The sequence below is a fragment of the Phocaeicola sp. GP0067 genome, from assembly GCF_031119655.1.
Lineage (GTDB): Bacteria > Bacteroidota > Bacteroidia > Bacteroidales > Bacteroidaceae > Phocaeicola > Phocaeicola vulgatus.
In genome coordinates this window covers 1-25,157 of sequence record NZ_JAVHZY010000043.1, presented here as the reverse complement: position 1 = coordinate 25,157, position 25,157 = coordinate 1, and the positions used below count along the sequence as shown (strand labels likewise).

At 41.0% G+C, this 25,157-nt stretch carries 16 protein-coding genes and 2 tRNA genes; 13 read left to right on the top strand and 5 right to left on the bottom strand.

The window, feature by feature from the left end:
* Positions 1-5: 5 nt before the first annotated feature.
* The 7 genes from RE317_RS20060 to RE317_RS20030 all read left to right on the top strand — a co-directional run bounded on the left by RE317_RS20060 (position 6) and on the right by RE317_RS20030 (position 13,534).
* Positions 6-1,487: a RagB/SusD family nutrient uptake outer membrane protein gene (locus tag RE317_RS20060; protein WP_008670310.1), complete on the top strand. Its 1,482-nt coding sequence runs from the start codon at positions 6-8 to the stop codon at positions 1,485-1,487.
* A gap of 192 nt (positions 1,488-1,679) precedes the next feature.
* Entirely contained in the window at positions 1,680-4,031 is a 2,352-nt protein-coding gene (locus tag RE317_RS20055; RefSeq protein WP_008670309.1) for a glycosyl hydrolase 115 family protein, read from the top strand.
* Positions 4,032-4,094: 63 nt separating this feature from the next.
* On the top strand, positions 4,095-5,483 hold the full coding sequence (locus RE317_RS20050) for a glycoside hydrolase family 28 protein (RefSeq protein ID WP_005853512.1): 1,389 nt from the start codon (positions 4,095-4,097) through the stop codon (positions 5,481-5,483).
* Entirely contained in the window at positions 5,480-7,387 is a 1,908-nt protein-coding gene (locus RE317_RS20045) for a rhamnogalacturonan lyase (RefSeq protein ID WP_005841929.1), read from the top strand. The genes RE317_RS20050 and RE317_RS20045 overlap by 4 nt, the downstream gene beginning before the upstream one ends.
* A 12-nt stretch (positions 7,388-7,399) precedes the next feature.
* Positions 7,400-8,815 (top strand): glycoside hydrolase family 105 protein, encoded by a 1,416-nt coding sequence (locus RE317_RS20040; protein ID WP_005841927.1) that lies wholly within the window; start codon positions 7,400-7,402, stop codon positions 8,813-8,815.
* Between the two features lie 37 nt (positions 8,816-8,852).
* Positions 8,853-9,167, top strand: coding sequence for an L-rhamnose mutarotase (gene rhaM, locus RE317_RS20035; protein ID WP_005853508.1), 315 nt, complete (start codon positions 8,853-8,855; stop codon positions 9,165-9,167).
* A gap of 80 nt (positions 9,168-9,247) precedes the next feature.
* Positions 9,248-13,534, top strand: coding sequence for a two-component regulator propeller domain-containing protein (locus RE317_RS20030; RefSeq protein ID WP_032951857.1), 4,287 nt, complete (start codon positions 9,248-9,250; stop codon positions 13,532-13,534).
* Between the two features lie 454 nt (positions 13,535-13,988).
* On the opposite strand, the gene rplS is transcribed toward RE317_RS20030, so the two are convergent.
* The gene (rplS, locus tag RE317_RS20025; RefSeq protein ID WP_005841919.1) at positions 13,989-14,342 is read right to left on the bottom strand and encodes a 50S ribosomal protein L19; all 354 of its coding nucleotides are present in this window, start codon (positions 14,340-14,342) and stop codon (positions 13,989-13,991) included.
* A gap of 197 nt (positions 14,343-14,539) precedes the next feature.
* Here rplS and RE317_RS20020 point away from each other — a divergent pair, with 197 nt between their 5' ends.
* From RE317_RS20020 to RE317_RS20005, 4 genes are all read left to right on the top strand, one after another.
* A complete protein-coding gene (locus tag RE317_RS20020) occupies positions 14,540-15,319 on the top strand; it encodes a 5'-nucleotidase C-terminal domain-containing protein (RefSeq protein WP_008670304.1) in 780 nt (259 codons plus the stop codon).
* 11 nt (positions 15,320-15,330) lie between these two features.
* Positions 15,331-16,173, top strand: coding sequence for a bifunctional UDP-sugar hydrolase/5'-nucleotidase (locus RE317_RS20015; RefSeq protein ID WP_005841915.1), 843 nt, complete (start codon positions 15,331-15,333; stop codon positions 16,171-16,173).
* Between the two features lie 45 nt (positions 16,174-16,218).
* Positions 16,219-19,197: a glycoside hydrolase family 3 N-terminal domain-containing protein gene (locus RE317_RS20010; protein WP_008670303.1), complete on the top strand. Its 2,979-nt coding sequence runs from the start codon at positions 16,219-16,221 to the stop codon at positions 19,195-19,197.
* Between the two features lie 117 nt (positions 19,198-19,314).
* Positions 19,315-19,482 carry a 4Fe-4S binding protein gene (locus RE317_RS20005; protein WP_005841910.1) on the top strand — a complete coding sequence of 56 codons (168 nt, stop codon included), beginning with the start codon at positions 19,315-19,317 and terminating at the stop codon, positions 19,480-19,482.
* A 177-nt stretch (positions 19,483-19,659) separates the two neighbouring features.
* Here RE317_RS20005 and RE317_RS20000 read toward each other — a convergent pair whose 3' ends face one another.
* The 4 genes from RE317_RS20000 to RE317_RS19985 form a co-directional block, all read right to left on the bottom strand.
* Positions 19,660-20,853 (bottom strand): pyridoxal phosphate-dependent aminotransferase, encoded by a 1,194-nt coding sequence (locus tag RE317_RS20000; RefSeq protein WP_008670302.1) that lies wholly within the window; start codon positions 20,851-20,853, stop codon positions 19,660-19,662.
* Positions 20,854-20,978: 125 nt separating this feature from the next.
* On the bottom strand, positions 20,979-22,193 hold the full coding sequence (locus RE317_RS19995) for a bifunctional 3,4-dihydroxy-2-butanone-4-phosphate synthase/GTP cyclohydrolase II (protein ID WP_005841905.1): 1,215 nt from the start codon (positions 22,191-22,193) through the stop codon (positions 20,979-20,981).
* Positions 22,194-22,195: 2 nt separating this feature from the next.
* Positions 22,196-24,094 carry an LptF/LptG family permease gene (locus RE317_RS19990; protein ID WP_008782269.1) on the bottom strand — a complete coding sequence of 633 codons (1,899 nt, stop codon included), beginning with the start codon at positions 24,092-24,094 and terminating at the stop codon, positions 22,196-22,198.
* A gap of 83 nt (positions 24,095-24,177) precedes the next feature.
* A complete protein-coding gene (locus tag RE317_RS19985) occupies positions 24,178-24,564 on the bottom strand; it encodes an START-like domain-containing protein (protein ID WP_005853490.1) in 387 nt (128 codons plus the stop codon).
* Positions 24,565-24,767: 203 nt separating this feature from the next.
* Here RE317_RS19985 and RE317_RS19980 point away from each other — a divergent pair.
* Together RE317_RS19980 and RE317_RS19975 are read left to right on the top strand one after the other, a co-directional pair.
* Positions 24,768-24,841 (top strand) — tRNA-Met (locus RE317_RS19980).
* A gap of 61 nt (positions 24,842-24,902) precedes the next feature.
* Positions 24,903-24,976 (top strand) — tRNA-Met (locus RE317_RS19975).
* The last annotated feature ends 181 nt before the right edge of the window (positions 24,977-25,157 follow it).

Sequence of the window (25,157 nt, the reverse complement as noted above, 5' to 3'; positions counted from 1 at the left end):
AAGTCATGAAAAATAAATTTGTAAAATATATTTTATCTGTAGCTGTCGCAAGTTGTATGACCGGATGTTTCGATCTGGACCATGAAGAATTTTATAATATCGATGCGGATGGTTTCCCAAAATCGGAGGCGGAACTGGATGCATCTATTGTAGGTGTATATAATACATTGGCTGATAGTTATATACAGTCGGGAATGGATAATTGTGGAGCTATTCTGAATATGTTGCCGACTGATGAAATGAATACTTCGTGGGAACATACTTGGAGGCAGCAGGATCGATTCTTATGGACGGCAAATGATTGTACAGCTCCGGAAAATGTTTATTTCAAATATCAAAGAGGGGTAACTAAAGCCACTCGAATCATTGATGCTTTGGAAAAAGCTGATATAGCCGAAGCTAAAAAGAAAAGAGGAATGGCTGAATTGAGAGTACTTAGAGTATTATATATGCAATTGTTGCATTCTTTATTCGGTCCTGTTCCTGTTGTCATAGATCCGAAAGTGGCGAATGATGTTTCTGTAGAGTGGAAACCTTCTCGTCCGACAGAAGATGAGATGCTTTCTTATATGGTAAAGGAAATTGAAGAGTCCTATCGGGATTTGGCTGTTGTCCCATCGGCTGCTGATTGGGGGCATTTTACACAGGGAGCGGCATTGACGTTATTGATGAAGATATATATGGGTGCCAAACAGTTTGACAAAGTCAATCAGGTGGCTGATGAGATTATAGGCTTAGGCACTTATGAATTATTGCCTGATTATAAAGCTGTTTTTGATATAAATAATGAAGGTGTAACTCATAAGGAAGCTATATTTGTAATAGGGCAGACTACTTCAAATGCCAAGTATGCTTGGACATGGTTTGCTTGTGTTATGCCATCGAGTCCATTATATGCGGGAACTTATTTGAAAACGATTTGGGGAGGTTTGAAAATGCCTTGGACTTTTTATGATAAATATGAAGAACAAGACAAACGTTTAGAAACGATAGTTCGGTATTATACGGATACGGATGGGAATAAAGTGGATTATAGACAAGTGGATCATCCCAAAGCGACAGGTGCTGCTCCGATGAAATATTCGGAAGACCCGGAACAGAAAGGTGAAAGGCAGTCCAATGATTTTATTATGTTCCGCTATGCGGACGTTTTATTGGCAAAAGCTGAAGCTATGAATGAGTTGAATGGTCCGTCAGAGGAGGCTATAGAATGGGTTAATCAAATACGTCGTCGGGCAAATGCAACAGAAATAAAACTGGTCGATTTTAATAAGGATACGTTTCGTGATTTTATTTTAGATGAACGGGGACGTGAACTATATTGTGAAGGACATAGACGGGATGATTTAATCAGACATGGAAAATATATAGAATATGCCCGTAAGGATGGGATGGATGCAAAAGATTATCATATTTTATTCCCGATTCCACAAAAAGCCTTGAATGAAAATAGTAATTTAAAACAGAATCCCGGATACGAAAATTGATACTTAATGTGGGGAAGAGAAAATTCTTATATGCTCTTCCCTATATTTTTATAAATTTATTGTAAGTGTAAAAAGCACCGTAAATACGATAAATAATACAGGCTTTATGGACGAATTTCCATATTATTGTATCTTATTCTATGGAATCTAATTCCATTTCGTCTTATTTTTGCAATATTGAAAATAAAAACTATGAAATACAAAAAACTCATTTCTTTTCTAGCTTTCTTTTTAGCTGTTTTGTCAGTATATGGACAGAACCCTTTTATCTTGAAATCAGGTGAACCGGTGACTATTGCCTGTGGTAATTCAGAGGAAGAAGTTGTACATACAGCTTTGAATTTGCTCAATCGTGATGTGGAGTCTGTTTTTTCTACCCGCATAATCGTTACTCCGGAAAGTAAAAAAGGAATGATTATAGTCGGAACCATCGGACAAAGTGATTTGATCGATAAGGCAGGTGTTGATTTATCTCCTATAAAAAATAAAAAAGAAGCTTTTCTGCTGGCTGTTTCTTCCACTGGTAAATTAGTTATAGCCGGCAGTGACAAGCGTGGTACTGCGTACGGCGTCATGGAACTTTCACGGTTGATAGGCGTTTCTCCATGGGAGTGGTGGGCAGATGCGACCCCTGCAAAGAAAGAGATTTTTCAACTACCGGCTTCTTATCGGAATATGCAGTCTCCTTCCGTAGAATATCGGGGGATTTTTATCAACGATGAGGACTGGGGGCTTACCCCTTGGAGCTGGCAGACATACGAGCCAAGTGATGTGAAAGGACAAATCGGTCCGAAAACACATGAGCGGATTTTTGAGTTATTGCTTCGTCTGCGTGCCAATACCTTCTGGCCGGCTATGCATGGCTGTTCTGTACCTTTTTATTTTACACCGGGCAACAAAGAAGTGGCTGATAAGTTTGGTATTTTCATTGGAACTTCTCATTGTGAACCGATGATGCGGAATACCAATGGTGAGTGGAAACGGGATGGAGTGGGAGAGTATGACTATGTTCACAACAGTGCTCATGTCTTGTCCTTTTGGGAACAACGCGTAAAGGAGGTTGCAGGGTTGGATAATCTGTATACTTTAGGTATGCGTGGCGTGCACGACGGTGCGATGAATGGTGCTAAGACCATAGAAGAACAAAAAGCCGTTCTGACTAAAGTGCTAAGGGATCAGCGCGATTTGTTGACTAAATATGTAAATAAGGATGTGACTCAAGTACCTCAAGTCTTTATTCCTTATAAGGAAGTGTTGGATGTGTACCATGCCGGGCTGCAAGTGCCCGATGAAGTGACGCTGATGTGGTGTGATGATAATTATGGTTATATCCGTCATTTCCCTACAGCGGCAGAGCGTGCCCGTAAGGGAGGAAACGGAGTGTATTATCATGTATCCTATTGGGGGCGTCCGCATGATTATCTTTGGTTGGGGACTGTCCATCCTTCCTTGGTATACCAGCAAATGTCCCTGGCATACGAACGGGGTATACAGAAAATGTGGATATTGAATGTCGGAGATATTAAACCGGCTGAATATCAGGTAGAACTTTTTCTGGATATGGCATGGAACCTGGAAGCGGTGAAGCGGCAGGGAGTCGTTGCTCATCAGCGTCATTTCCTGGAGCGTGAGTTTGGAAAAAATAGGGCTGACCGGTTACAGCCCGTCATGCAGGAAGCTTATCGTTTGGCTTATATCCGTAAGCCGGAATTTATGGGGAATACCCGCACGGAAGAGAAGGATCCTAAGTTTAAAGTGATCAGTGATTTGCCTTGGAGTGAACAGGAAATCAATGAACGTCTGGCAGCATATAGACAATTGTCAGATAAGGTGGAGCAGGAATGGCGTGCGCTTCCTGCACAGAAAAAAGAAACTTATTTTCAGTTGGTGAAGTATCCTGTCCAGGCGGCTGCTCAGATGAATAACAAACTGCTGACAGCCCAGTTGGCGCGTCGTGGAAAAGCTGATTGGGCGGATAGTGACAGGGCATATGACAGTATAGTTTCATTGACAAAACGCTATAACACAACAAAATGGAACCGTATGATGGATTTCCAACCACGCAGACTTCCGGTTTTCAACCGGGTGGAAAGAAAGGCACTATCGTCCGGGTTGCCTGAAAAACGTCAGGCTGTCTATACATGGAATGGCGCTGATTGCGCTGAAGGGGTATCGGCAATTTGCGAGGGGCTAGGCTATGAAGGGAAGGCGGTAGCCGTGTCAAAGAATAAAGAACTGACTTTTGAATTTACTGCATGGGAAACGGATTCTGTAGAGGTGGAAGTACGATTGCTGCCTAATCATCCGGTGGAAGGAGAACGGTTGCGTTTTACCATTTCATTGGATGGAAGTGCCACGGAGGCTGTTTCGTATGAAACCAAAGGACGCAGTGAAGAATGGAAGGAGAATGTTTTGTGTAATCAGGCTGTCCGCCGGATGGTTCTTCCTGTTGCACGGAAAGCTTCCCATCGTTTAATTTTTACTGCATTGGATGAAGGTGTGGTATTGGATCAGATATACCTTTATACACCTCGGATAAAATAGGGTGAACGAAGATATTCAGGGTATTTGTGCATACGGAAATTACAATGAAAAACAACTGATAAAATGAAGAAGACTTTTTTAAAATCCTTGGCTGGTATTGCGGCCGTAGCTTTTGCCGTATCATGTACGGCACCGGCTCCAAAGTATAAAACGGTGGTTGTCGATGCTCCTTTTGCTATGGAACCCATCAAAGAATGTGTTTTTCCCGAACAAGATTTTTCCATTGTGGATTATGGTGCGGTGAAAGGTGGGGAAACAGTGAATACGGAGGCCATCGCCAAAGCCATAGCAGCTTGTAATAAGGCCGGAGGAGGCCGTGTGGTTATTCCTGAAGGGGAATGGCTGACAGGACCTGTTCATTTTAAAAGTAATGTAAATCTTCATTTGGAAGAAAATGCCATATTACGCTTTACAGATAATCCTTCTGATTATCTGCCTGCTGTGATGACTTCATGGGAAGGTATGGAATGTTATAACTATTCTCCGTTGCTGTATGCTATGGATTGTGAGAATATTGCTATTACCGGAAAAGGGACACTGGCTCCTATCATGGATACTTGGAAAATCTGGTTCAAACGTCCTAAACCTCACATGGATGCTTTGAAAGAGTTATATACGATGGCTTCTACCGATGTACCTGTAGAACAGCGTCAGATGGCAAAAGGAGAAAACCATCTTCGTCCTCATCTGATTCATTTCAACCGGTGTAAAAATGTGCTGCTGGATGAATTCAAGATTCGCCAGAGTCCTTTTTGGACGATACATCTTTATATGTGTGATGGTGGTATCGTACGTAATCTGGATGTAAAGGCTCATGGCCATAATAATGATGGAATTGACTTGGAAATGAGCCGTAACTTCCTGATAGAGAACTGTGTGTTCGATCAGGGGGATGATGCTGTGGTTATAAAGGCAGGGCGTAACCAGGATGCATGGCGTCTGAATACTCCTTGTGAGAATATTGTGATACGCCATTGTGATATATTGAAAGGACATACGTTACTGGGAATCGGTAGTGAAATGTCTGGTGGTGTACGGAATGTGTACATGCACAATTGTACGGCTCCCGATTCTGTATTCCGTCTTTTCTTTGCTAAAACCAATCATCGCCGTGGTGGATTTATTGAAAATATCTGGATGAAAAATGTGAAGGCGGGAAAGATGCAACGTGTACTCGAAGTGGATACGGATGTGCTTTACCAGTGGCGTGATTTGGTACCTACCTATCAGGATAGCATTACATTCATCAACGGACTTTATATGGATAGTGTGACTTGCGACCGTACCGAGGCTGTTTATGATTTGAAAGGCGATGCCCGCCTTCCTATCAAAAACGTGGAAATAAGGAATGTGACTGTGGGGGAAGTGACAAAGTTTGTGAAGAATGTGGTAAATGCGGAGAATGTGGTGGAGGAAAATATAATTTACAAGGAGAAACAAGATAAACAATGAAAACACAAAAAAAACTATGGAGTGCTTTAGCAGCTCTGTGTGTGGCAACCGGTACGGTTGCCCAACCGGCCTACAATTATTCCAAACTGCAAAAAGAGCAGTTGGGGCGTGGCGTTGTGGCCATTCGTGAAAATCCATCGGACGTAGTGGTGTCGTGGCGTTACCTGTCTTCCGATCCGATCAATACTTCTTTCAATGTATATAGAAATGGAGAGAAAATAGCGGAAGTCCCCCATTCTACAGGTACTTTTTACCGGGATACTTACTCAGGTAATGAAAAAGCGGTATATACTGTAAAACCGGTGATAAATGGGGTTGAAACAGGTAAGTTGAATGGAAATTATACTTTGCCGGCTAATGCTCCGTCAGGTTATATCGATATTCCTCTGGACAGACCGGCGGAAGGTGTGACTCCTTCGGGACAAAAATACACCTATAGTCCTAATGACGCATCTATAGGTGATGTGGACGGCGACGGTGAATATGAAATTATCTTGAAGTGGGACCCCTCCAATGCACATGATAATGCACATGACGGTTATACAGGAAATGTTTATTTTGACTGTTATCGCCTGACCGGAGAAAAACTATGGCGTATTGACTTGGGGCATAATGTCCGCGCCGGAGCACACTATACCCAGTTTATGGTGTTTGATTTGGATGGAGATGGTAAAGCAGAAGTAGTCATGAAGACTTCTGATGGAACAAAGGATGGAAAAGGAAAGATAATAGGTGATGCCAAGGCTGATTACCGTGAACCGGGTATCACAGACGGAAATTCCCACGGAAATACACCTCGTAACCAAGGACGTATCCTGACTGGTAACGAATACTTGACCGTATTCAACGGACTAACAGGAGAAGCGATGAAAACAATTGATTATGTTCCGGCTCGTGGTAAGCTGACCGACTGGGGAGACAACCGTGCCAACCGCAGTGACCGTTTCCTGGCTTGTGTAGCTTATCTGGATGGAGTACATCCCAGTGTGGTGATGTGCCGTGGATATTATACCCGCACTGTGCTGGCGGCATTCGACTGGGATGGGAAGAACTTGAAACAACATTGGGTGTTCGACAGCAATAATCCGGGGTGTGGAGACTATGCCGGGCAGGGTAACCATAATCTTCGTGTAGGCGATGTGGACGGTGACGGATGTGATGAAATAATGTATGGTTCTTGTGCCATTGATCATGATGGAAAAGGATTGTATTCTACCCGTATGGGGCATGGAGACGCTATGCATCTGACACAATTTGCTCCCGGATTAAAAGGCTTGCAGGTTTGGGATTGTCATGAAAATAAGAAAGATGGTTCCACTTTCCGTAATGCGGCTACGGGTGAAGTGCTGTTTCAGGTGAAAAGTAGTATAGATGTAGGCCGGTGTATGGCTGCTGATGTTGATCCGCGCAATCCGGGAGTGGAGATGTGGTCATCCGATTCAAAAGGAGTACGTAATATAAAAGGTGAAGTGATTCGTCCTGACCTCAAGAGCTTTTCAGTCAATATGGCTGTATGGTGGGATGGAGATTTGCTTCGTGAGTTGCTGGATAAAAACAGGATAACCAAGTATGATTGGGAAGACGATGTATGTCGTCCGTTAATGATATTTGATGGAACGGATTCAAATAATGGTACGAAGTCCCATCCTTGTTTGCAGGGAGATATAATAGGTGATTGGCGTGAGGAGGTGCTGCTCCGTACGGAAGATAATTCGGCACTTCGTCTGTATGTGTCGCGGATACCGACTGAATACCGTTTTCATACTTTCTTGGAAGATCCGGTGTATCGTATCAGTATCGCTACTCAAAATGTGGCATACAACCAGCCTACCCAGCCTGGTTTTTATTTTGGACCGGATTTGAAAGAGGGGATATTTAGAGGTTATGAATTTAAAAATGAATAAAGACTATATACCATGAATCTGAAAACATTAAGCATGATGGGCGCTCTGTTGCTGCTGGCTGGAACGGGTGCGAATGCGCAAAAGAAGAAAGAAGTACTGAATGATTCGAATACGCCGTTACACTTGTTGCAACCTGCATACAAAGTGCCTTACGGTATGCTCACTACAGAGGAGATAAAGGCCGATATGGATCGTGTCCTTCGTTATTTGGAAAAGAATACTCCGACTCGTGTCGTTGATAAGAATACAGGTAAGGTTATTACGGATTATGCCAATATGACGGCTGATGCGCAGCTGGAACGAGGTGCTTTCCGTCTGGCAAGTTATGAATGGGGGGTGACTTATTCAGCTATGTTGGCTGCTGCTGAGGCTACGGGGGATCAGGCTTATTATAAATATGTAACAGATCGTTTTCAGTTTCTGGCCGAGGTTGCTCCGCACTTCCGTAAGGTATTGGAAAAGTATGGAACTGTAGATCCGCAGATGAAACAAATTCTGACTCCTCATGCATTGGATGATGCCGGGGCGGTGTGCGCGGCTATGGTCAAGGTGCAGATGAAGGAAAATTCACCGGAACTTAAGCCGTTGATTGATAATTATATGGATTTTATTGTGAATAAGGAGTATCGTCTTGCTGATGGAACATTTGCCCGTACCCGTCCACAACATAATACGCTGTGGTTGGACGATATGTTTATGGGTATTCCGCCGGTAGCTTGGTATTCATGTATTGCCGGTGATAAAAAGCAAATGTATTTGAGCGAAGCTGTACGTCAGATATTTCAATTTGCAGACCGTATGTGGGTACCCGGGAAAAACCTTTTCCGTCATGGATGGGTGGAAGGTATGCAGGATCATCCTGCTTTCCATTGGGGACGTGCCAATGGTTGGGCGTTGTTGACTATGTGTGAGGTATTGGATGTGTTGCCGGAGGATTATCCTCAGCGCGATAAAATTCTGGAGTTGTTCCGTGCTCATGTACGTGGTCTTGCTGCCTGCCAGAGTGGTGAAGGTTTCTGGCATCAGTTGCTGGATCGTAACGATTCTTATCTGGAAACCTCGGCCACGGCTATTTATGTATATTGCTTTGCCCATGCTATCAATAAAGGATGGATTGATGCTATGGCATACGGTCCGGTGGCACAGTTGGGATGGCATGCCGTTACCACCCAAATCAATGCGGAAGGTCAGGTGGATGGAACTTGTGTAGGTACAGGTATGGCTTTTGATCCGGCTTTTTATTATTATCGTCCGGTCAATGTGTATGCTGCCCACGGCTATGGACCGGTACTTTGGGCGGGTGCTGAGATGATTAATTTGCTGAACAAGCAGCATCCTAAAATGAATGATAGTGCCGTGCAATATTACCGTACGGAACAAAAGACTTCCGAACCAATTTTCCATGTAATGGATGGAGAAACTAAATAAGTAAAAACAAGGACTTTATAAAAAGGAGGAAAATACCATGAAACGTGAAGCTTTTAAAATGTTCTTGAAGCCGGGCTTCGAGAAAGAGTATGAGAAGAGACATGCAGCCATTTGGCCGGAATTAAAAAAAATGTTGTCCGATGGAGGAGTATATGATTACTCCATTTATTGGGACAAGGATACAAATATTCTGTTTGCTTGTCAGAAAACTAAAGGAGAGGAGTCTTCGCAAGATATGGGAGCCAATCCTATCGTGCAGAAATGGTGGGACTATATGGCGGATATCATGGAAGTGAATCCGGATAACTCTCCGGTTACTATTCCGCTGCCCGAGGTCTTCCATATGGATTAAAATAAAAAAGAGTGTATCGATTCATTCTGATACACTCTTTTTTTATACCTTTGCAAGACAAAAACACTGTGATAAATGATATGAAAAAACACATCTATGCTCTATGGGCATTCTTTATTCTTTTCAGTCAGAGTATTGCCGCATCAGTCGAGGTGCGTTCTACTCATATGACTACGGGGGATGGGGTCGCCAATAACTCAATTCGGTATATATATCAGGATAGCAAAGGTTTTATTTGGATGGGAACGCTGAATGGACTTAGTCGTTATGACGGGAATTCGTTTGTGACTTATCGTCCTGAGGGTGGAAATAAAATTTCGTTGATAGACCATCGGATTCGCGATTTGGAAGAAGATAAAAATGGTTTCTTATGGATTGCGACTTCTGCCGAGTTGTTTAGTTGTTATGATCTGAAGAAAGATTGTTTTGTTGATTTTACCGGTTGTGGGGAATATGAGCAACTGTATAGTTACAAGATGACTGACCGTGAAGGTAATGTCTGGTTGTGGCAGGATGGAAACGGGTGTCGTAAAGTGACTTATATGAATGGTGAATTTACATCTGTGGTTTTCAAGAAAGAAAATAACAATCTCCCTTCTAATAATATTACTTATATATCTGAGGATGAGCAAGGAAGAATATGGATTGGTAGCCATGACGGTATAGCTCAAGTGGTAGGGAACAAGGCAGTATTGGTGGAAGAAAATCATGATGCCTTCAAGATGATGTCTTTTGGTAAAGATGTTTTTTTTCTTTCGGGAACAGGAACAATTTCGTTGAAGAGAGAAGGAGAGGATAGCCGTATTGTTACCCGTTTAGGTGAAGGTAGTAAAGTATATAGTACCATGCGCTTGCAAAACGATTGGATCGTTTTTACGGAAGATGGCAGTTATGTCTTTAATTTGAGAACTCATCAGGTGAGCCGGGATACGGAACTGAATATAGCAAGAGGACAAGTTCAGATTGACAACCGGGGGAATTTCTGGATTTATAATCATACAGGTAAGGTATGGTATGTCAACGCCAAGACCAGATTTGTCAAGTCTTTCCAACTGATTCCGGCTGATAAAGTAAATTATATAGATGAGGAACGTTACCACATCGTTCATGATTCTCGTGATATTGTTTGGATTTCCACTTATGGTAACGGTTTGTTTGCTTATGATTTGGCAACTGATGAATTGCAGCATTTCGAATCCAATATTAATGGATTCAGTCATATCACTTCAAATTTCTTGCAATATATTATGGAGGATCGAGCCGGTGGTATTTGGGTCAGTTCGGAATATACGGGTATTTCTCGTCTTTCGGTCTTGAATGAAGGAGCTGAGCGTGTTTTTCCTGAAGATGAAACTTTATCAGACCGTTCAAATACCGTGCGTATGATCAACCGTATGCCTGATGATAAGATTTGGCTGGGGACCCGTCGTGGAGGATTGTATATTTATGACCCTCATTTGAAAACGATAGAGAGCAGTCGTTATTTTGATTCTAACATTTATGCTGTTGAGGAAGGGGCTGATGGTAGTATTTGGTTGGGTAGCCGTGGAAACGGATTGAGTATTGACGGGAAATGGTACACTTATCACTCGAATGATCCTCTGTCTATTGGGAATAATAATATTTTTACTCTTTACCGGGACCGGAAGAATAGAATGTGGATAGGTACTTTTGGCGGTGGATTGAATTTGGCGGTGAAGGAAAAGGATAAGTATGTATTCAAGCGGTTTTTGAACAATTTTTATAGCCAGCGCCAGATTCGTGTGATACAGGAAGACAATAATGGATGGATATGGGTGGGCACCAGTGCCGGAGTTTACATATTTAATCCTGATTCGTTAATGAATGACCCGGATAACTATATTACTTATAATTATAATAACGGTAAGTTACGTAGTAATGAAATAAAATGTATCCATCAAGATAGTAAAGGCCGGATATGGGTAGGTACTTCAGGAAAAGGCTTCAGTATGTGTATGCCAGAAGGTGATTACAGAAACTTGACTTTTGAGCATTATGATGGAAGTGACGGACTGGTAAATAGTATGGTGCAATCTATTGTTGAAGACAGGGAGGGTAAGCTTTGGGTTGCAACGGAATATGGTATTTCTCGTTTTGATCCGGATACACATGCCTTTGAAAATTTCTTTTTCTCGGCATATGCGTTGGGGAATGTCTATAGTGAGAACAGTGGTTGTGTGAGTAAGGATGGCAAACTGATGTTTGGTTCTAATTATGGATTGGTTGTTATCACTCCCGGCAAAATTGTGAATAATTCCACTGTAACTCCTATGGCAGCTTTTACCAATCTTCGAATTAATGGTATTGCCATGCGCCCGGGCGATGTGGATTCTCCGTTAGACCGTTCGTTGATTTATACAGATGAAATCGAGTTGAAATATTTTCAAAATTCTTTTGTCATAGATTTCTCTACATTTGATTATTCCGGAACGAATAGTACTAAATATACGTATCGGTTGGATAATTATGATAAAGAGTGGAGTATACCGTCTTCGTTGAATTTTGCAGCTTATAAGAACCTGGCACCCGGTACTTATAAATTGCGGGTGAAAGCTTGCAATGGGGTCGGTGTGTGGGGAGATAAAGAAACGGTTTTGAAGATTATTGTTGTTCCTCCTTTTTGGAAAACTACTTGGGCTTTCTTTATTTATGCTATTTTGATAGGGGTGGCACTATATATCACTTTCAGACTGATGCGTGACTTTAATACTTTGCGTAATCGTATACAGGTGGAGAAACAGCTGACAGAGTATAAATTAGTTTTTTTCACGAATATCTCTCATGAGTTCCGTACTCCCTTGACTTTGATACAAGGAGCATTGGAAAAGATGCAGCGTGGTGGTAAAATCCCTAAAGAAATGGCTTATTCATTGAAGGTCATGGATAAAAGCACCCAGCGTATGTTGCGTCTTATCAATCAGTTGCTGGAATTCCGTAAGATGCAGAATAATAAACTGGCCCTTTCTTTGGAGGAAACGGATGTCATGGCTTTCTTGTATGAAATCTTTTTGAGTTTCAATGATGCTGCTGAGTCTAAGAATATGGATTTCAAGTTCTTGCCATCTGTAGCTTCTTATAAGATGTTTATCGATAAGGGTTATTTGGACAAAGTGACTTATAATTTGTTGTCTAATGCTTTCAAATATACACCCAGCGGTGGAAAAGTGACTTTTTCTGTGACGGTGGATGAAGCAAAGAAACAGTTGGTCATATCGGTAGCCGATTCCGGTGTAGGCATTCCTAAAGAGAAACGTAATGAGTTATTTAAGCGTTTTATGCAAAGTAGCTTTTCGGGTAGTAGTGTCGGAGTCGGCCTGCATTTGACACATGAACTGGTGTGTGTACATAAAGGTACGATAGTATATACTGAAAATGAAGGTGGTGGGTCTATATTTACGGTCAGTTTGCCTACTGATATTTCTGTTTATGAGGAAAAAGATTTTCTGATTCCCCATAATGTGTTGTTGGAAGAGGAGGAAGTACATCATGCAGCTGTTCTTGCAGAAGAAATATCGGCGCAAGAAGGGGGCGTGGAACTTCCATCTGCACCACTTAATAAGCGTAAAGTACTTATTATAGAAGATGATAACGATGTACGTGAGTTTTTGAAAGAAGAAGTGGGACAATATTTTGAAGTTGTGGCCGAGGCGGATGGTCCGTCTGGATTGGAACGTGCACGTACGTATGATGCTGATTTGATAATCTGTGATGTGCTGATGCCGGGGATGACAGGATTTGAGGTAACCCGAAAATTGAAGAATGATTTTGATACAAGTCATATACCTATTATTTTATTGACAGCTATGAGTTCTGCCGAAAGTCATTTGGAAGGCGTGGAAAGTGGTGCGGATGCATATATTACTAAGCCTTTTAGCCCGAAACTACTGTTGGCACGCGCTTTCAAACTAATAGAGCAACGTGAGAAATTACGTGAGAAATTTTCGAATGATCCGAATATGGTACGACCGGCTATTTGTACCTCTGATAAGGATAAAGAATTTGCTGACAGATTACAGATGGTTATGGATCAACAGATTGGTAATGCTCAGTTTACGATTGATGAGTTTGCTTCGATGATGGGATTGGGACGAACCGTTTTTTATCGTAAGGTACGTGGGGTGACGGGATATTCACCCAATGAATATATCCGGATTATTCGTATGAAGAAAGCGGCGGAACTGTTGTTGGAAAATCGTTATACGGTAGCCGAAGTTTCTTATAAAGTAGGTATTAATGATCCGTTCTATTTTAGTAAATGTTTTAAGCAACAATTCGGTGTGGCACCTTCTGTTTATTTACGTGGAAAGGAAGAGTCCGGGATACAGGAAACAGAAAATAAGGAATGATGAAAACAAGATTTTAAATAAGAAGGTCAATCGAGAATGATATAGAATCGGTTGACCTTTTTGTTTTAATGGACTATATATTTAGTATGGTTTGAGACTGATTTTTGTCAGTACTTTGCGACTTACAATATAGAGTATCCATGTACAAGCAGAAGCGGTGAGTAATGCTGCTATTTGTCGAGTGGTATCAGATATATCTAGAGGCAGAGACGCTCCGAGCCACCAACCTGCCAAGGCTGTGGTAACAGTAAGTAAGGCCATAATGATGCTTACTCCTAAAATGAACATTATTCTTTTCATAAATGGTTTAAGTTTGATTCAATATTAAATATAAATGCTATTTCAAGTCTGTTTGTTCATGATTATATAAAAAATCGTGGTAAAGGGGATGTAAATTAAAAAAGGAGTATTCTCGGGAAGAGAATACTCCTTTTTTATGTAGGAATGATAAATCTTACTGATTAACTCTTTTTTCCTGAATTCTAGCTTTCTTGCCAGTAAGAGCACGTAAATAGTACAATTTAGCACGACGAACTTTACCAACTTTATTAACAGTGATACTGTCGATAGCCGGAGATTCGATAGGGAAAATACGTTCAACACCTACAGTTCCAGACATTTTACGAACGGTGAAACGTTTTTTGTCACCATGTCCAGCGATTTTGATAACAACACCACGGTACAACTGTACACGTTCCTTGCTACCTTCAACGATACGGTATGCCACTGTAATAGTATCACCAGCTTTGAATGAAGGATGCTGTTTGCCAGTAGCAAATGCTTCTTCAGCAATTTTAATTAAATCCATTTTTTTTGATTTTAAATTGTTTATCGTTACCAACGCAACATATCAAGTAACTCTTCTTTGACAGCGATTGCGCGAAAGCGGTGCAAAATTACTAGATTTTTGTCATACAGCCAAATTAAATTCAACTATTTTTCATCTGATATCGTTGGTTGCAACTTCTTTTTTAACTACATTTGGGCAATAAACAACTAATAAACATGAAACCAAACCGAATTATGTGTATCATTCCGGCAGGAATAGTAGCCGGGATTTTTATGTTTTCAAGCTGTCATTCAGGCTATTCTCTGGCGTCAGTTGAGGGAAGCAGGATAGAAGTGACAGCAGCTTTGGATGCTAATCCGGATTCCGCTGCAATCGCTGTTTTGGCTCCGTATCAAAAAACGGTTGATAGTATTATGTCACCGGTCATAGGACAAAGCGCTCGTTTTATGGATCGCTTTCGTCCTGAAAGTGAGTTATCCAACTTGGTAGCGGATATTTTACGTTATTCTGCTTCTGCATATATAGGCCGTATGGCCGACGTGGGGGTGACGAATATGGGGGGACTACGTACGGCTTTGCCCGAGGGGGATATAACTTACGGTAATATTTATGAAATAACTCCCTTTGAAAATACATTGTGCATTGTTACTATGAATGGGTCTTTGCTGCGTGAACTTTTTGAAAATATAGCAGCTGTGCATGGTGAGGGATTAAGTGGCGCTTGTCTTGAAATTTCTGGAGATGGAAAATTATTGGATGCTACAGTGGCTGGAAAAGAAATTGAAGACTCCAAAGAGTATAAAGTAGCCACCTTGGATTATTTGGCTGAGGGAAATGACCATATGACTGCTTTTGCCAAAGTGGGCGATGCGGATAAATTGCTGCCTGAAAAGGCCACAGTGCGTCAGTTGTTTCTGAACTATGTGAATGAGCAGACTAAAGCAGGGAAGAAAATAGACTCAAAGATAGAAGGAAGAATTACCGTTAAAGAATAAACTGAACCGTTATGAAACGAATATATGTATTATTTACTGCTTTGTGTGTATGTTGTGCGCTGGCAGCACAGGATATCAAAGAACTTTTGATACTTCATACTAATGATACCCACAGCCGTGTGGAACCTATCCCCATTACTGATCCGAATCCGGAGTTTGCAGGAAAAGCGGGTTTTGTACGTCGTGTTACCTTAATAAAAGAAATACGGAAACAGGATAAGGATTTGTTATTGTTTGATTGTGGTGACTTTTCACAAGGCTCTCCTTTTTATAATATGTTTGGTGGTGAGGTTGAAGTGAAGCTGATGAATGAAATGGGATATGATGCCGGGATTATTGGAAATCATGAGTTTGATTTGGGCTTGGATAATATGGCACGTCTTTTTAAAATGGCGGATTTTCCTGTTGTTTGTGCTAATTATGGTGTACAGGGAACTGTTTTGGAAGGGCTTGTCAAACCGTATGTTATTTTGGAACGTAAGGGGATAAAGGTAGGTGTGTTCGGACTGAGTCCTGCATTGGAGGGGCTAGTACAGGCAAAAAATTGTGAAGGAGTGGTTTTTGAAAATCCAATAGAGGCTGCTCAGCGTGTGGCGGATATATTGAAGAATCGGGAAAAATGTGATTTAGTGGTTTGTTTGTCTCATTTAGGGTGGCAAGGAAAACCTTATTCTGATGAAACTTTGATTCTTAATACTCGTAATATTGATATTGTCTTGGGAGGTCATTCGCATTCTTATTTTGATAAGACTTTGTTTTATAAGAATTTGGATGGCAAGGAGATTCCATTGCAACAAATGGGAAAAAATGCTGTTTATGTGGGAAAAATGAAAGTAAGGATGGAAAAGAACTGATAGTTGCTGTTGTATAAGGAAATCTGATATAATTGAAGAAATTAGATGAAGAGAAACGTTTTGTTATTTATAAGTTTATGTGTCGTCGGATGTGTGATGACGTATGCACAGCAGATGCCTGGGCTGTTACAAAAGGGGAAGGCGGATACTCAGGATTGTAAGGCATGGGTGGATGAACAGCTTTCTGAAATGAGTTTGAAGGAAAAGATAGGACAACTGTTTATACACACAGTAGCTCCTCTTCAGACACAACGAAATAAAAACAATATATATGCAGCTATAAAAGAATATAAAGTAGGAGGATTACTTTTTTCGGGCGGCCAGTTGTCTGATCAGGTTTTATTGACTAATTATGCGCAGAGTCTGGCGGAAGTGCCTTTGCTCATAACTTTTGATGGTGAATGGGGGCTGGCTATGCGCTTGAAGGGAACCCCTCGTTTTCCAAGAAACAGAGTCTTGGGATGTATACAGGATAATGAACTGCTTTATGAATATGGTAAGGAAGTAGCCCGGCAATGTAAGGAGATAGGTGTGCAGATCAATTTTGCTCCGGTGGCCGATGTAGATGTTAATCCTCGGAATCCGGTTATTAATACCCGTTCTTTTGGTGGTGATCCTCGGAATGTGGCTCAAAAAGTGGTAGCTTATGCTCGTGGTTTGGAGGATGGAGGGGTATTGTCTGTCTGTAAACATTTTCCGGGACATGGAGATACGGAAGTGGATTCTCATAAGGCGTTACCGGTTTTGAATTTTGATCGTGCGCGTTTGGACAGCATTGAGCTTTTTCCGTTTAAAGAGGCTGTTAAAGCAGGATTGGGAGGTATGATGGTAGGACATTTGGAGGTACCTGAATTGGGTAAAAATCCGGCTTCGATTTCTTCACATATTATTTATAATCTGCTTTGTCGGGAATTGGGCTTTCAAGGCTTGGTTTTTACAGATGCTTTGGAGATGAAAGGTATTTCGCAAAATGAGAATATATGCGCTCAAGCCTTGATAGCAGGTAATGATTTATTATTGGCTCCCCGTAATTTGAAGAGAGAATTGGATGGTGTTTTAAATGCTGTAAAAAGTGGAAAACTATCAGAAGAACTGATTACGGAAAAATGTCGTAAGGTATTGACTTATAAATATGTTTTAGGGTTGAAGAATAAACCTCACATCCAACTTTCCGGGCTGGAGAAACGATTGAACCGTCCGGAAACGAAGGAGTTGATTCTCCGCTTGCAGAAAGCTGCTATAACGGTTCCTGCCAATGTAAATGGAATCTTGCCCTTGGATTCAAAATTGAGGGGAACGGTGGTTCTGAATATTGGGAAAACTCCCGGTGCTGGGCTTGCTTTTTATAATCGTTTGCAAAATACACTTTCTCTCACACGTGTTGTTGCTCGTCCGGATTCGATGGAAGCTATCAGAAAACGATTGTTGGGTAGTCAGCGTGTAATTGTGGTGGTTACTTCGGATGATTACAAAAAGTATAAAACAATGCTTGATTCGCTTCCGGCTGATTTGCCTGTTATTTATGTGTTTCTGATGCCATTAAAGTCTATGTTGGATATGGAGGGCTATTGGAAGAAAGCGGCGGCTGTAGTATTGGGGCATACTGATGAATCTGCTATTCAGGAGTATGTGGCTGATGTCTTGGTAGGAAAGGCAGTGGCAGACGGGCGTTTGTCGGTGGCTGTCGCCGATTTGTTCAAACCGGGTGATGGAGTGACTATAACTCCTAAAGTGTCTCGTATTTATAGACCTGAGGATTATGGTATGAATTCCAAAATACTGGAAAAGATAGACAGGATAGCCATGGAAGGAATCAAGGCGAAGGCTTATCCTGGTTGTCAGATTCTAATTTTAAAAGATGGGAAACCAGTATATGATAAGTCTTTCGGCACTTTCACTTATGAAAGTGACCGAAAGGTGGAAAAGGATGATTTGTATGATTTGGCTTCGTTAACCAAGACCACGGCAACGCTGTTGGCTGTTATGAAACTTTACGATGAAGGAAAATTTGGTTTGACCGATCGCATATCTCAATACATTCCAGCTTTAAAAGGTACGGACAAGGAACGTGTCACTATTGAGGAGTTACTTTTACATCAGTCGGGCATTCCTGCTTTTTGGCCTTTTTATAAGGAGACTATAGATAAAGACAGTTATAAGGGGAGTTTTTACAGAGCAAGACCGGACGCTAGTCATCATACGCAAATAGATACACGGCTGTATGTCATTGATAAGTTTGATTATAGAAAAGAGTTGATGGCAAAAACTTTCTCTGCTGATTATCCTTTACAAGTAGCTGACAGTATGTTTCTTCATCGTTCTTTTCGTGATTCCATTATGGTACAAATAGGACGTATTCCATTAAAAGACAGGAGATATCGTTACAGTTGCCTGAACTTTATGTTATTGAAGGAAATGGTAGAGAATATCAGTAAAATGCCTATGAATCTTTTTTTAGATAAGGAATTCTATAAACCGATGGAGATGAACCGTACGGCTTATTTGCCGCTTCGGCAGTTCAAAAAGGAGGAAATTGTTCCTACAGTGAAAGCGGATTATTTGCGTAAAGGAAAAGTGTTGCAGGGTTATGTACACGATGAATCAGCTGCTTTCATGGGAGGGGTATCAGGAAATGCCGGTTTATTTTCCACGGCTCGTGATGTGGCAAAAGTGTATCAGTTATTGATTGATGGAGGGGTTTATAATGGAAAGCGTTATCTGAGTAGGGAAACTTGTGATTTATTTTTAACCCATACCTCAAAAATCAGTAGGAGAGGATTGGGATTTGACAAACCGGATGTGAATAATAGTGTGAAAAGTCCGTGTGCGGAGGAAGCGCCCGAAGAGGTGGTAGGACATACTGGTTTTACCGGAACTTGCGCTTGGGCAGATCCGAAAAATCATTTGGTTTTTGTTTTTCTGAGTAATCGGATTTATCCGCGTCCTTTTGACCATAAACAGTTGATGCGGTTAAATATCCGTCCTCGTATGCAACAGGTTATGTATCAGGCTTTGATGAAATGATCATATTTAGATTAAATACAAATTAGTGCATTTTTGTAATCTCTATGTGACAACTAATAGAGAAAAGCTGTATATTTGCTCCATCAATTAGTACTAATAATTTAATAATTAACGAAAATGGCTTACGTAATTAGTGACGATTGTATCGCTTGCGGTACTTGTATCGATGAATGCCCGGTAGAAGCAATTTCTGAAGGCGATAAGTATTCTATCAATCCGGATCTGTGTACAGAGTGCGGAACTTGTGCTGATGCTTGTCCTTCTGAAGCTATTCACCTTGGCTAAGCAGTACAATTTTGTTCTTTAAAGTTAATAACGATCGTTTCCGTTGATGGAAACGGTCGTTTTTTTGTTTATCTAAATTTTGTTTTGATTGGAAGCTCGTATGTCTGCTTTATGAATAAAAAAACAGGCATCACAGAAAAAAACGGATGCCTGTTCTTTTTATAGAGAAAGAATATTTTATTTTAATAGGGCTAATGCTTCTTTGATGCGGCGCATAGCTTCTATAATATTCTCATCGGAAGTTGCATAACTCATACGGATGCATTCGGGGGAACCGAATGAAGTACCACCTACACATGCCACATGACCTACTTCAAGCAGATACATTGCTAAATCGTCAGCGTTATTGATGTTGCGGTCACCTGCTGATTTGCCAAAAAAGGAATCACATTTCGGGAATAAATAGAATGCTCCTTGAGGATTGCTTACTTCAAATCCTGGAATTTCTTTTGCTAATTTTACAATAAGGTCACGGCGGCGCTGGAATGCTTGGCGCATTTCCTCTACGGGAGCCTGAGTACCTGTATAGGCAGCTTCGGCAGCTTTCTGAGAAACAGAGCACGGACCTGAGGTATATTGTCCTTGCAGCTTATTTACAGCTTTTACAATCCATTCCGGACCGGCAATGAACCCGATTCTCCATCCTGTCATAGCATATGCTTTTGAAACTCCGTTTACAATAATTACATTGTCATGAATCTCAGGGAATTGGGCAATGCTTTCATGTTTGCCACTGTATGTGATATGTTCGTAAATCTCATCGGCTATAACATATACTTGCGGGTGCTTTGCCAAAACAGCGGCCAAGCCGGCCAACTCTTCTTTGGTATAAACGGAACCGGTGGGATTTGACGGTGAGCAAAGAATCAATGCTTTGGTTTTAGGAGTAATCGCTGCTTCTAGTTGTGCAGGGGTGATTTTGAAATCCTGATCAATACCCGCAGTGATAATAACAGGAGTTCCGTCTGCTAGTTTTACCATTTCAGGATAGCTTACCCAATAGGGAGCAGGGACTATTACTTCGTCACCGTCGTTAACTAGAGCCATAATCGTATTACAAACAGATTGCTTGGCACCGTTTGCACAGGAGATTTGTGCAGCTGTATAGTCTAATCCGTTTTCATTCTTCAGTTTGGCTACGATTGCATTGCGAAGTGCAGGATATCCCGGAACTGGAGAATATCTGGAAAAGTTATCATCTACTGCCTTTTTTGCTGCTTCTTTGATGTAGTCCGGGGTATTGAAGTCCGGTTCACCTACGCTTAAATTAATGACATCAACTCCTTGGGCTTTTAACTCATTACTTTTTTGGGACATGGCCAATGTTGCTGAAGGAGACAAACGATTCAGACGATCTGATAATTGATTCATTGCTATTATTTTTTAATGTGTTTAAGTTTACTTGCTGCAAAATAAAGGATAATATCTTAATTATGAAAGTAAAACAGACGAAATCGCATAAAAAATGATGTGATTTCGTCTGAGTTATAGCTTTTTTATTTGTTAAAGTGCAATGTGTGTCCCATTCTGTCTTTTTTGGTTTTTAAATAACGCTCGTTATATTTGTTAGGCGTGATTTCAATGGGAACGTTTTCAACTATGGACAAACCGTATGATTCCAATCCTACACGTTTGACAGGATTATTTGTCAGCAAACGCATTTGGGTGACGCCTATACTGCGTAGTATCTGTGCTCCGACTCCGTAATCACGTTCATCTGCCTGATGCCCTAAAAGGATATTTGCTTCTACAGTATCCACACCATTTTCTTGCAATTTGTAGGCTTTCATCTTTTCCATTAGTCCTATGCCTCTTCCTTCTTGGTTTAAGTAAACAACAGCACCTTTTCCTTCTTTTTCGATCATTTGCAATGCTTTGTGCAGTTGTTCTCCACAGTCACAACGCATGGATCCGAAAATATCACCGGTGGCGCAAGAAGAATGTACACGTACCAAAACGGGTTCTCCTTCTTTTATGTCACCTTTTATAATAGCGATATGTTCTAAACCATTGCTTTTCTGGCGGAAAGGTATCAGACGGAAATGGCCGTATTCAGTCGGCATGTCCACTTCCACCCCTTTTTCTACTAATGACTCTTGCTTCAGACGATAGGCGATCAAGTCACGGATTGAAATTAGTTTCAGCCCCCATTCATCGGCCATTTTTCTTAGTTCGGGCAGACGTGCCATGGTTCCGTCCTCACTCATGATTTCCATCAGTGCGGCGGCAGGGTATAGTCCTGCCAGACGCGCCATGTCGATACAGGCTTCTGTATGGCCTGCACGTCTCAGCACCCCTTTGTCTTGTGCATATAATGGATTGACATGCCCCGGACGTCCGAATGTTTCGGGAGTGGAGGTGGGATCGGCAAGAGCACGGATGGTAGCGGCCCGGTCGTGGATAGAAACTCCGGTACTGCAACCTTCCAGCTTATCTACAGTTACAGTGAAAGGAGTACCTAGAACTGACGTGTTTGTATCTACTTGATGAGGTAATTCCAATTCTTTGCAACGAGAAATGGTAATAGGTGCACAAAGCACGCCACGTGCATGTTTCAACATGAAATTGACTTGTTCGGGAGTAATTTTTTCCGCAGCAACAATTAAATCGCCTTCATTTTCACGATCTTCGTCGTCCACTACAATGACAAACTTACCTTCACGGAAGTCAGCTATCGCTTCTTCGATGGTATTTAGTTTTAATTCTTCCATAGTCAAATTATAAATGATTTATTGTTTATTCTTTCTTGAATTTCACGGTTGGTCTTGATTATGTTTTTTAAATCTTTATCCAGCCGGATACTGAACCGCCAAATGCGGAAATAGAAGAACAGGCCTATTGGTACAATGATTCCTGCAAGTAAATTAAGCCATTGGTTGTCAAACGGACTTTTGTGAGCTTTGGTGGACAAAATGGGATATTTATTTAAGTATTCCAGTAATACTCCATCTTTGCTGTTGGATAATTCTTCTATGAGTAGTTCCATTTTGGCACTGATATCGGCTATGACGTCGTCATGTCCTTTATTGGTGAAGATGCGGATATAATTAGGTGCATCGGCCAGTCTATGCTTGATGGCATATTCGTTACAGATGTTGCATAGTTTCTCCAATTCCGTTTGTATACGTGGATAGTCCGGATCTTCTATAATAACTTCTTTTTTGAATACATGGCGCGAGGGGCGCAGACCTAGCAGCATACGGAAGAAATTGATGTATACTTCGGCATTGAATACCACAGAGTCATTATTTGACTTATAAGTAAAGAAGGCTCCGATAGGTGCCAATACAATGGTACTCATCCACACGCCCAATACCATATTCATTTCACCGCTTTTTGCTACTCGGGTAGCTCCGGAATCAATGATATAATAAATTACGAAAATTAAGACGGATACCACTACGGGCATTCCTAAACCTCCTTTGCGGATGATGGCTCCCAAAGGCGCACCGATGAAAAAGAAAATCAAACAACTGAGAGAGAGGGTGATTTTTTTGTGCCAGTCGGCTTCGTGTTTCCGGATATTGTTGTCCGCATCTGTAGTTTGATAGCTTTTCATGCTCCATTCGCTGGCCAGTGCCTCGGTACGATCCGCCGCACTACCCAGTGTCTTATCTTTTTCAGCTAAAGTATAGGAATTGAACAGGCTGTCCACATTGATTTTGTTGTTTGTTTCAACTATTTTTGCGGAGTCTGTTTTCGATAATACGATATTGCGATAAGTCGAGGCTTTTATTTCATTATACATACTTCTTCCCAAGCTGTCGGCACGGTGGTTCAGTGAGTCGATGGACTGGCTGATTTCAATCATGTTTTTGCTGTCCGAACGGTCACTTAAAAAGCTTCCATCTACCATGTTGAATCCACCGTCAAATTCGATAATGGTATGTTTCTCTCTGAAGGTTTCACGTCGATAGGGGACATTATTGGATGAAATGGTCTGCGATTTCAGATTTTCGAACTGTTCTCCGTTATACAGATGTAGATAAAGATGTTGTTTGTCTGCTGTCATCTCCATTTTTCCTTCGGAAGCCCATATAATGTGAGCGTTTTCAAACCCATCTGAAAAGTTGTAGATCAGTACATCTTTTAGCATTCCTGTTTCACGGTCTTTCTGTTTTACATATATATTATACCCCTCAATTTCGTCGTAAAATACACCTTCCGGAATATCCAGTTCTGGTGAAGTTTGCTTCATGGATACAAGTAAAGTAAGCAGTTTGATCTGCGCTTTGGGAGCTATGACATTTTGAAAATAAAACGAGGTACAACACAGGAAAGTACAAAAAATAATCAGTGGACGTATGATCCTCAATAAGGGAATACCCGCTGCTTTCATTGACAGTAATTCATATCTTTCACCAAAGTTACCGAATGTCATTAAGGCAGCTAATAAAATTGCCAAAGGTAGGGACAAAGGTATTAAGGTCAGAGCAGAATAAAAGAAGAATTGTGCTAAAACACTCATTTCCAATCCTTTTCCAACCAACTCGTCTACATATCTCCATAAAAATTGCATCATGAAGATGAAGAGACAGATGAAAAAAGTACCTATAAAGAGCATCAAAAAGCTCTTTAGGATAAATATATCTAATTTTTTTATGCGTAGCATTATTTCATTTTGTGCAACTATCAAGGCACAAAAATAGCATAAAAAACGGAGAGCAAAGACAAGTTTTGCATATTTTTATAGAATTACAGTCCACTTACCCTTTTTAGCTTCTCTATTTCGGAATCCCAAAGTTCTTTCGTATCTTCTACTTCATCGGGGGCTGCCCAGTCAATCACTTCCAGCATATAGTCAGAGGTTAGTTCGTTATAGACCATTTTCAATTCAAAATAGGCTTTAGGATCTTCATCATCCAGCCATCGAAAGCGTATAAAACTGTTAACCCGGAAGTTTGTAACTTCAGCTTGCCGTGTTTCTGTTTTTCCCCAATAAAAGGTGAATACTTTGTCTTTGAATGTCACCTTGTCTGCAAACCATGTTTCCAGGCCGGATGGAGTACTGATAATAGACCATACGATGTTACCGGATCCGGCTTTCAACATGTACTCCAAGCGAATTTTTTCTTTTCTCATAGGTTAGCTTTTTAAAGTTTCGGTGGCAAATTAAGCCAAATTTTCTTATTTGCCATAATAAATGCTATGTTTTTTGAAATATTTATTAGCCATATACTAAGCTGTTTTTCTCTTTAAAAACGAATTTTACAAGAAAAAGTTCTCTGAAATGTTGCAAAATTCAAAATAACTTTCTATCTTTGCACCCGCAATTGAGAAATGATGGCGGGATAGCTCAGCTGGTTAGAGCGCATGATTCATAATCATGAGGTCCCCAGTTCAATCCTGGGTCCCGCTACAATGAACAATTTTAGACTGTTGAGAGGCTTCCACTCTTGGCGGTCTTTTTAAAAAACGATGGCGGGATAGCTCAGCTGGTTAGAGCGCATGATTCATAATCATGAGGTCCCCGGTTCAATCCCGGGTCCCGCTACACAAAACAAGGTATTTATGAATTTGTTTCATGGATATCTTGTTTTTCTTTTATTTATATTGGACTTATTTTGGGTCAGTTTGAAAACTTGGGCTCTGCGGAAATTTCGGCTCAGCGGAAATTTCTGGTTGTTAAGTTTTAAAATTAGCTACCTTTGCTTACCTTTGTTTTATGAAACCCG